We start from the raw sequence: 7,016 nt of genomic DNA on the forward strand, positions 1-7,016 counted from the left end.
GCTCGACCGAGTTGCAGACTCATCCGGTCGGGCGGTAGCCGCCGTCCGCGAGTCCCGCTTCGATCTCGAACCGATTGGCGCTGCCGCGGTGACGCGCTTCCTCGACGAGGTAGCGGAACGGAAAGGTCAGCCCGAACCTCGCCCACTGGTCGGCGTGAATCGCCTCGTGCCGCAGCACCCGACGGGCGGTGTTGTTCGCCGTCAGGTAGGCCCCACCGAATGTGGTTCCGCCGCGGCCGAATCCGCCGCGCAGGCCGGAACACACGAAGATCGAGAACTCGTCGTCGAAACGCGCCGTTCCGCCCCACAGCTGCGCGTAGCGCAGTGCCAGCCGGGTCACCGACACCGACTGCCACTTGCCGCGGCCGGCTCGTCGAATCTGCTCGCGCCGCGACGCCGCGGCACTCATCCCAGCAGCGTGGTTCGCAGTGCCGCGTCCTTGTCCAGAACCATGGCCTCGAGAGACGCCTGGAAGGCCGACATCCGCTGCTGCAGAACAGGATCGGACGCTCCCAGGATCCGCACGGCGAGCAACCCCGCATTGCGAGCACCACCGATGGAGACCGTCGCAACGGGCACACCGGCGGGCATCTGCACGATCGAGAGCAGCGAGTCCATGCCGTCGAGATACTTCAGCGGTACCGGAACGCCGATGACCGGCAGTGGCGTCGCCGACGCCACCATGCCCGGCAGGTGCGCCGCTCCCCCGGCACCGGCGATGATCACTTTGATTCCGCGACCGGCGGCCTCGCGGGCGTAGTCGAGCATCCGCTGAGGGGTGCGATGCGCGGAGACGACGCCGACCTCGAAACGAATACCGAACTCCGCCAGCGCTTCTGCTGCGGCCTCCATGATCGGCCAGTCGGAATCGCTGCCCATGATCAGGCCTACGACGGCGGTACCGGATTCGTCAGTCATGGTGCGGGTCCCATCCGTCGGTCCATTCGGCGTGCGACATCCAGTGCGCTGCACGTTCGGCTCGTTCACGTACGGCCGCCACGTAGGCCGGGTCGCCGAGCGATCCGGACCTCGCGCCCAGAATGTTCACGTGGCCGATCTTTCGGTCTTTCCGCTCGGTCTTGCCGTACAGGTGCACCTTGGCGTCGGGCATGCGGGCGAACAGGTGATGCAGGCGTTCGTCCATCGTCATCTCCGGCGCTTCGGGTGCACCCAGGATGTTCGCCATCACCGTCAACGGTGCCAGTGGATCGGTGTCACCCAGCGGGTAGTCCAGCACTGCACGCAGATGCTGCTCGAACTGCGAGGTGCGGCAGCCGTCCATGGTCCAGTGACCGGAGTTGTGCGGCCGCATGGCCAGCTCGTTCACCAGAAGCTTGCCCGAGGTGGTCTCGAACAGCTCGACCGCGAGGTCTCCGACCACGCCGAGGGCGCCCGCGATATCGAGCGCCAGCCGACCGGCGTACGTGGCGACGTCCTCGTCGAGGTCGGGAGCCGGGGCCAGAACCACCGCGCATTGTCCGTGTCGTTGCACGGTCTGTACGACGGGCCACGCAGCACCCTGACCGAACGGCGATCGCGCGACCATCGCCGACAACTCGCGGCGCATGGCGACCTTCTCCTCGACCATGAGCGGCACACCGAGGTCGAGCTGGGCAGTGACGATCTCTTCGGCTTCCTCGGCGTCGGCGGGCATCCAGACACCGCGGCCGTCGTAGCCGCCGCGGACCGCCTTGAGGACAACCGGCCACCCGTGTTCGTCACCGAACGCAATGGCGTCCTGCGCCCACGACACCTCCGCGTACGCCGGTCCGGGTGCCCCCAGCTCTTCGAGCTTGCGACGCATGCGCAGTTTGTCCTGCGCGAAGATCAGCGCGCTCGGTGGCGGCTGGACGTTGACGCCCTCGGCGACCAGGGTCTCGAGGTGCTCGGTCGGCACGTGCTCGTGGTCGAAGGTCAGGGCGTTGGATCCGGTCGCGGCCGTGCGCAGCGCATCGAGGTCGTCGTGCAGCCCGAACACGACGTCGGGGCTCACCTGAGCAGCCGGCTCGTCTGCGCCCGCGGCGAGCACGCGCAGCGTTTGGCCGAGTTCGATGGCCGACTGATGGGTCATGCGGGCCAGCTGACCTCCGCCGATCATCGTCACGACGGGCATTCCGGTCGACGACGGGCGCGCAGCGGTGGGGCGCGGTTCGGTACCTGTCACGGCTCACCATGGTGTCATGTCCTGCCGGTTCGGGCCGAACCGGCAGTCGCACGGCGGTCGTCGTTGTCGCGAAGACCGTGGAAACACTGTCGTCGAGACTGTGGAAACGCTGATGAACAGAGCGTCGGTTCGCCGGATCGGGCGTTCGTTTCGTAGACTTCACCGTTGTGCCGACGATCGACAGCGTGCTTCAGCGCTTACCCAAGCCCATCAGGGACCTTGCGATCCGGCACAGCGAGTTGATCAAGTTCGCCATCGTGGGCGGTACGACGATGGTGTTCGACCTCGTCATCTTCTACTCGCTGAGCCTGACGGTGCTCGAGCAGAAGCCGGTGATCGCGAAGATCATCTCGGGCGTGCTCGCCACCCTGCTCAGCTATTTCCTCAACCGTGAGTGGGCCTTCAAGCACCGCGGCGGGCGCGAACGCCACCACGAAGCGCTTCTCTTCTTCGCCATCAGCGGCATCGGAGTGCTCATCGCCGCCGGTCCGCTGTGGATCGCGAACAACATCTTCGACATCCGCGACACCAACGAGTCGCTGACGATGGTGGTCGTCATCGACTTCGTGCTGAACTACATCATCGGCAACCTGCTCCAGATGGCGTTCCGCTTCTGGGCGCTGCGTCGCTTCGCTTTTCCCGAGGACAACGCGCGCACCATCCTGGAAGTGGACGCCGAGCGCAACGGGGATCCGACCGACGCATCGAACGCGCTCGACTGACCCCCAATTCGGTCAGCGTGGTTCGCGCCGCGAGAGCGCGGGCGACGATTCGCGCCGAGCGGGCAGGAACACCGAGAACAGTGCCGGCCGTCTGCGCTGTAGTTCCAACCGTCCGCCGTCGGCCTCGATCAGGGCCCGGGCCAGCGCGAGACCGACTCCGGTCGAACCGGCTCCGGAGAATCCGCGGTCGAAGATGTGGGGTGCCAGTTCGTTGCTCACCCCTGGACCCTCGTCGGACACCTCGACACAGACCAGTTTCTCTCGCCGCCGGTCGGTCCCCTCGGCGGCGGACACGGCGCGCACTGCAACCGTGCAGGCACCGTCGCCGTGCACCAGAGAGTTGTCGACCAGTACCGACACGGCCTCGCGCAGACGCGAGCCGGTCACCGACGCCTGGAGGTCGGCGTCGCCCTTGAGCACCAGACTCCGACCTGCATCGTCGAAATTTCGCTGCCATTCGACCACCGTGCCGGTCAGTTCCTCGATGACCGATACCTCGTGCGCATCGGCGGCGCCGTCGCTGCGGGAGGAGCGGACGAGTTCGTCGATGGCCAGGGTCAATCGATCGACCTGATCCATCGCCTCGTTCGCCTCGTCGACCACCGCGGGGTCCGGATGGGTGGAGATCTCGTCCAATCGCAGCCTAACGGCGGTCAGGCGGCTACGAAGTTGATGCGAGACGTCGGCAACCAACGTGTGTTCGCGCTGCAGCCTGCCCGCGATCTCGACGGTGGCCGAGTCGAGAACCTCCGACACCCGGTCCAGCTCGGCAATGCCGTGCCGACGCGGATCCGGCCGAAAGTCGCCCTCGGCCAGTCGGGCGGCCCGCCGCGCGACGTCCTGCAACGGATCGGCCAGTCGCTTGGCCGTCAGCACGGCCACCACGGTTCCTGCCAGCGCGGACGCCAGGACCACCAGAGTCACCGCTCCGAGCGCCTGCCGCTGCAGTGAACGCATGTCGTCGGACGGTACTTCGAGCCGCAGTGATCCCGAGGTCCCCATCGACAAAGATTCGACTAGTGGCCGGGGGACGGATGCCTGCCCGATGTCGGCGCGGGACGCGGCGTCCTCCGGCGTCGGATAGATGACGACAAGGCGGCCACCCTGCGGAATCGCCAGACGCAGCGAACCGATGTCGAGTTGACCCTCGATCAGTCCGGCCGACCCCTCTTGCGAGATGATCTCCGCGGCCATTCGGTCGAGGCGTGCCTGCAGATCGTTTCGAGTGAAGTCCTCGCCCCACAGCCAGGCCGTGTACATCAGTGGCAGCCCGAGCAGCAGGGCCGTCATGATGACGACAGCGAGGATGGAGACCAGGATTCGACGCCGCATCGACGACTAGTCGCTGTTGATGCGGAATCCGACACCGCGAACGGTCGCGATGCGACGCTCCGCCACCGGTCCTTCGTCGCCGATCTTGCGGCGCAACCAGGACATGTGCATGTCGAGTGTCTTGGATCCGCGCAACTCCGCGTCGCCCCACACCTCGCGCAGGATCACCTCCCGCGAGACCACCTGACCGGCGTGATCGAGCAGCACCTTGAGCAACTCGTATTCCTTGTTGGCCAGCGAGATCTCGGTACCTCCGACGAGCACCCGTCGGGCGGCCGGTTCGAGGCGAATGGCACCGACCTCGATCGGAACGTCCTCGCCGGCACCGCGTCGACGCAGGAGCGCTCGAACCCGAGCCATCAGCTCGGCGAGCCGGAACGGCTTGCCCACATAGTCGTCGGCACCGGCGTCGAGGCCGACGACGAAGTCGACCTCGTCCGTGCGCGCGGTGAGCATCAACACGGCCACCTCGGACCGGTTGGCGCGGACCTGACGGCACACTTCGAGGCCGTCCATTCCGGGCAGCCCCAGGTCCAGGATCAGCAAGTCGAATTTGCCGTCGAGAGCACGCTGTAGCGTGGCCGGCCCGGTCTGTTCGACGGTCACGGTGTAGCCCTCGCGCCCGAGGGCACGGGAGAGGGGTGCGGCGATAGCTTCGTCGTCTTCGGCAAGCAGAACATCGGTCACGTCGGCAACCCTACGGTTCGAATGTGAGAACAGCCTGTGTTACCTGCGTTTCCCCGCGCGCCAACCGGGCTTGGACTCGGCCGGTGCATCGTCGGCCATCGGCTCGAATGCTCGGTCCCGATCGTGAACGGACTCGCGACGAAAGTCCATGGAGTCGAATACTTGCTGGTAGAGCAACGAATGGACGCGTTGCACCTGCGGAATGTCGTCGAACTCGAGTGGGTCGTCCGACGCCGACGCGATGATCAGGGTGCCGGTACCGAGCATCCTGTCCAGCAGCCCGTGTCGAAATTGCACATTGCTGATGCGGCTCATGGGGATGTCGATTCCGGAATGCGTGAGCACACCCTGCCGAACGAGGACCCGACGATCGGTGACGATGAAGTGAGTGCACTTCCAGCTCACGAGCGGAACCAGGCATCGCCACCCGACGATCAATGCCCACACCACCAGCGCGGCGATCGTGGCCACATCGGCGGCCGTGGATTCGAGTCGGGCACCTGCGACACCGAGGGCGACGCCGGCGAGACCCGTGGCGAGCACGAACGTGATCGACGGCAGAATCAACATCTTCCAGTGCGGGTGACGGTGAAGCAGCAGCTCTTCCTCGTCGGCCAACGCATCCTGCGGGTAACCCACGTGCACTCCTGACTATTCGCGCCGGATCTGCCCGGGTGAAGATGGTCTCACGAGACAGGTCGGAGATGAGTGACGTCGCCGGCCGCAACCGCCAGCACCGAGGGCGATGCGAAGCCTGCACGTTCGACCTCGATCACGATCCGGCCGTGTTCGTCCACATCGACAGCGGTTCCCACTTCGTGCTCGCCGCCGGGGAGGTCGACACGCACCCGCTGTCCGATGGTGCCGCACCGATCTCTGTATCGGTGCGCCAGCGCCTCGGTATCCCAGTGCGCATCCCGCCACGAATCCACCTCGGCGGCCACCCCGCGCAGAATCGCACGCACCAGGGTGTCTCGATCGAGCACCGCGGCCTGTTCGAGCGCGAGTGACGTCGCCGTGGGCACCGGGAGCTCGGCCTCGGTCATCGAGACGTTCACTCCCAGGCCGATGACCACCGTCGGACTCGGTCCGTGGGCGGCTACTTCGGCCAGAATGCCCGAGACCTTCCTACCGCCGATCAGGACATCGTTCGGCCACTTCAACCGCGCATCGACCTCGGCCACGGTACGCAGCGCATCGACCAGAGCCACGCCGGTCATCAGCGGCAGCCAACCCAGCACCGCCGGGTCGATCCCCGGGAACTTCAGCAGCATCGACAGCAATATCTGCGATCGCGGAGCACCGGAGAACGGACGCGAATGCCTGCCCCGCCCACTCCCCTGATGTTCGGCGATCAAGGCCGTCCGGTCCGCACGGTCTGCCGCCGCAGCGACGAGGTCGGCATTGGTCGAACCGGTCTCGGTCACCACGTCCACCCGAGACCACGATGCCTGCGGTCCGTCCACCAAGGCTCGACGGAGTGCGCGGACGTCGAGCGGTGGGCGATCCAGATTGGTCCACATGACCACCAGCATATGGGTTCGGCACGAACCGACGTCGGCTCGTGAACCACCCTCGGTCGGGGCGCAGATCACACTCGCAGTTAAAGTGTTGCCCCATGACCAGCGTCCAGGATTCCACTGCACCCGGGTCGGCAGATGCACCCGATATCCATACCACTGCGGGCAAATTGGCCGATCTTCGTAAACGTCTGGGGGCTGCGGAGATGCCGTCGGGTGAGGCGGCGGTGGAGCGGGTCCACGCGAAGGGCAAGTTGACCGCGCGCGAGCGGATCACGGCCCTGCTCGACGAGGGCTCGTTCGTCGAACTGGATGCGTTGGCGCGGCACCGATCACAGAATTTCGGGTTGGGTGACAATCGCCCCTTCGGTGACGGTGTCGTCACCGGCTACGGCACCGTCGACGGCCGTGATGTGTGTGTGTTCTCCCAGGACGCGACCGTCTTCGGCGGCAGTTTGGGGGAGATCTACGGCGAGAAGATCGTCAAGGTGATGGACCTGGCGATCAAGACCGGGCGGCCGTTGGTGGGCATCAACGAAGGCGCCGGGGCCCGCATCCAGGAAGGTGTGGTCTCCCTCGGGTTGTACGGGG

The 7,016-nt window shown here is 66.2% G+C and carries 9 protein-coding genes; 2 read left to right on the forward strand and 7 right to left on the reverse strand.

Annotated features, from left to right (window positions below):
• Positions 1-19 precede the first annotated feature (19 nt).
• The 3 genes from RFA01S_RS15330 to RFA01S_RS15340 are packed head-to-tail and all read right to left on the reverse strand — an operon-like array spanning position 20 to position 2,164.
• Complete coding sequence (locus RFA01S_RS15330) at positions 20-409, reverse strand: hypothetical protein (protein ID WP_032372702.1); 390 nt, start codon at positions 407-409, stop codon at positions 20-22.
• A complete protein-coding gene (purE, locus tag RFA01S_RS15335) occupies positions 406-918 on the reverse strand; it encodes a 5-(carboxyamino)imidazole ribonucleotide mutase (RefSeq protein ID WP_032391583.1) in 513 nt (170 codons plus the stop codon). Before purE ends, RFA01S_RS15330 begins: the two co-directional genes overlap by 4 nt.
• Positions 911-2,164 carry a 5-(carboxyamino)imidazole ribonucleotide synthase gene (locus RFA01S_RS15340; protein WP_027496486.1) on the reverse strand — a complete coding sequence of 418 codons (1,254 nt, stop codon included), beginning with the start codon at positions 2,162-2,164 and terminating at the stop codon, positions 911-913. Before RFA01S_RS15340 ends, purE begins: the two co-directional genes overlap by 8 nt.
• A 167-nt stretch (positions 2,165-2,331) precedes the next feature.
• On the opposite strand from RFA01S_RS15340, the gene RFA01S_RS15345 reads away from it, so the two are divergent.
• The gene (locus RFA01S_RS15345) at positions 2,332-2,886 is read left to right on the forward strand and encodes a GtrA family protein (RefSeq protein WP_032366285.1); all 555 of its coding nucleotides are present in this window, start codon (positions 2,332-2,334) and stop codon (positions 2,884-2,886) included.
• 12 nt (positions 2,887-2,898) lie between these two features.
• Here the strand turns inward: RFA01S_RS15345 and RFA01S_RS15350 are convergent, their stop codons facing one another.
• From RFA01S_RS15350 to RFA01S_RS15365, 4 genes are read right to left on the reverse strand one after another with little or no spacing between them, the layout of a single operon-like run.
• Positions 2,899-4,218 (reverse strand): sensor histidine kinase, encoded by a 1,320-nt coding sequence (locus tag RFA01S_RS15350; RefSeq protein ID WP_072692103.1) that lies wholly within the window; start codon positions 4,216-4,218, stop codon positions 2,899-2,901.
• 6 nt (positions 4,219-4,224) lie between these two features.
• On the reverse strand, positions 4,225-4,905 hold the full coding sequence (locus tag RFA01S_RS15355; RefSeq protein WP_027496484.1) for a response regulator transcription factor: 681 nt from the start codon (positions 4,903-4,905) through the stop codon (positions 4,225-4,227).
• A gap of 39 nt (positions 4,906-4,944) precedes the next feature.
• On the reverse strand, positions 4,945-5,544 hold the full coding sequence (locus RFA01S_RS15360; protein WP_032366542.1) for a PH domain-containing protein: 600 nt from the start codon (positions 5,542-5,544) through the stop codon (positions 4,945-4,947).
• 47 nt (positions 5,545-5,591) lie between these two features.
• Positions 5,592-6,428 carry a biotin--[acetyl-CoA-carboxylase] ligase gene (locus RFA01S_RS15365; RefSeq protein ID WP_032408192.1) on the reverse strand — a complete coding sequence of 279 codons (837 nt, stop codon included), beginning with the start codon at positions 6,426-6,428 and terminating at the stop codon, positions 5,592-5,594.
• Positions 6,429-6,523: 95 nt separating this feature from the next.
• On the opposite strand from RFA01S_RS15365, the gene RFA01S_RS15370 reads away from it, so the two are divergent.
• Positions 6,524-7,016, forward strand: a 493-nt coding sequence (locus tag RFA01S_RS15370) for a carboxyl transferase domain-containing protein (protein WP_303741019.1), incomplete at its 3' end; no start/stop codon positions are given.

The organism is Rhodococcoides fascians NBRC 12155 = LMG 3623, assembly GCF_001894785.1.
Taxonomy (GTDB): domain Bacteria; phylum Actinomycetota; class Actinomycetes; order Mycobacteriales; family Mycobacteriaceae; genus Rhodococcoides; species Rhodococcoides fascians.